The organism is Mesorhizobium waimense (assembly GCF_003601975.1).
GTDB lineage: Bacteria > Pseudomonadota > Alphaproteobacteria > Rhizobiales > Rhizobiaceae > Mesorhizobium > Mesorhizobium waimense.
Map to the genome: position 1 here is coordinate 1 of NZ_QZWZ01000148.1, position 1,608 is coordinate 1,608.

Sequence of the window (1,608 nt, forward strand, 5' to 3'; positions counted from 1 at the left end):
AGCACCGCGCCGCAAAGGCGGCCGCCCGCTACAGCGCTAGTTGAAGAGCGCGCGGGCGGCCGCCTTTGCTCTTCCAGCGCTTCAGATCTTGTCGTCGTTTATCAGCGGGTTTCGACCGTCTTCGACAGCCTCGAAGGCCGCGTAGCGAAAGAAGGAATGAAGCGCCGTGAGGCGCAAGTTGCGGCTGCGGACGCTGATACCCTGGCGGTTCTCCAGGTCATCAAGGAAGGCAACGATCAACGGCGCATCGACTTCCTCGAAGTTCAATCGAGACGGCGGTTTATGCAACGTTCGTTCCGCGAACTTCAGCAACTGCCGAAATGTGTCGCGATAGGAACTAATTGTATGGGGGCTCGCCTGCCGCTGTTGCATCAGGCGTTGGATGAAAAAGCGCTCCAAAAGCGGCGCCAGGCTGGCATGCTTGGTCATGTCCGATCGTCCCACCGGCGCTCAAGGCGGCGCATTGCTTCTTTCATCAGCTCGGGTGAACCGGTGAGGTACCATTGGGTATCGGCCACGTGGACATGACCGAGATAGGTGGACAAAATGGGCAGGAGCCGCTCGGGATCTTGCTCGGCTTCGTACCAACGCACCAGCGTGTTCGTCGCGAACACATGCCGGATGTCATGCAGGCGCGGGCCGTGGCTGTCGGTTGCGCCTCGCAGGCCGATCTGGCGAGACAGAGCATAGAATGTTCGATGAATGTCTCCCACATCAAGGCGGTTGGCCAACTGGGAAGTGAACAATTGTCGGCGGCGTTTGAGATAATCCTGGAGCACTGCGCAGGTTGAAGCGCGCGTCGGCACAAGACGGGACTTTCCGAACTTCGTGCCGCGGATCGTCAGCACAGCGGCATCGAAATCGATGTCCGAAAGCTTGAGGTTGCGGGCTTCGCCGAGGCGCAGGCCGGAAACGCTCAACAATCCGAACAGGCAATAATATGTCCAAGGCCTGAGCTTGCAGCGGGTATATTGGCATGGCATCTCAAGCGCCGCGGACAGGAGGCGCTGGATATCTTCCTTGGAGTAAAGATACGGTCGCGCCCGCTTCGGGCGAAAGGGCAACAAACCCTCTGGGGGAATCTGGGTTCGCGGATCAGCGGCAGCTCGATGACGGGCGAATACGCGGACATACCCCAGCCGTCTCGCCCAATGCGAAGGCTGCGCGCGCGACGGTCGCTGAGCCCAGGTAAGGGCCAGTTCCGTCGTGATGTATGACGTGTCATTGGCCTCCAGGAAGGTGACGAAATCGATCAATCCCTTTCCGTAATTACCCACCCTTTCGATGCGGCACGGTGCGTCGTCACTCGTCGTCGATGTCCGGGTACTGCGGGGGAGCCTTGCCGATCTTGCTGACGATCCTCGGGTAATTGGCATCGGGCTGCGCCTGCCCTGTTCCAATAAGTTCAACGCGGAAGCGCCACTCGTCACCGTAGTCGTACAAGAAGGTCATTGCCGAGCCCACCTTCTGGAAGGCTGTGGTGACGCGCGTGCCCTTCACGCTGCGAGAGCCGCTCCCCTCTATGTCGGCGAAGAGTTCGAACCGCAGGGGCGAGTCGAACAGCTTTCCCGTCAGCTTTGAATAGAAGCCGTAGGCGTGGTCCAAGTC

Annotated in this window: 3 protein-coding genes; all 3 read right to left on the minus strand. The window is 59.8% G+C overall.

Annotation, left to right across the window (positions count from 1 at the left end; all coding sequences use genetic code 11):
* Nucleotides 1-81 precede the first annotated feature (81 nt).
* Nucleotides 82-429, minus strand: coding sequence for a site-specific integrase (locus tag D3227_RS40265; protein WP_245452166.1), 348 nt, complete (start codon nt 427-429; stop codon nt 82-84).
* Complete coding sequence (locus tag D3227_RS40270) at nt 426-1,256, minus strand: tyrosine-type recombinase/integrase (protein ID WP_245452167.1); 831 nt, start codon at nt 1,254-1,256, stop codon at nt 426-428. The genes D3227_RS40265 and D3227_RS40270 overlap by 4 nt, the downstream gene beginning before the upstream one ends.
* Before the next feature lie 46 nt (nt 1,257-1,302).
* The coding region (locus D3227_RS40275; protein ID WP_120019454.1) for an IS1096 element passenger TnpR family protein at nt 1,303-1,608 on the minus strand (306 nt) is incomplete at its 5' end.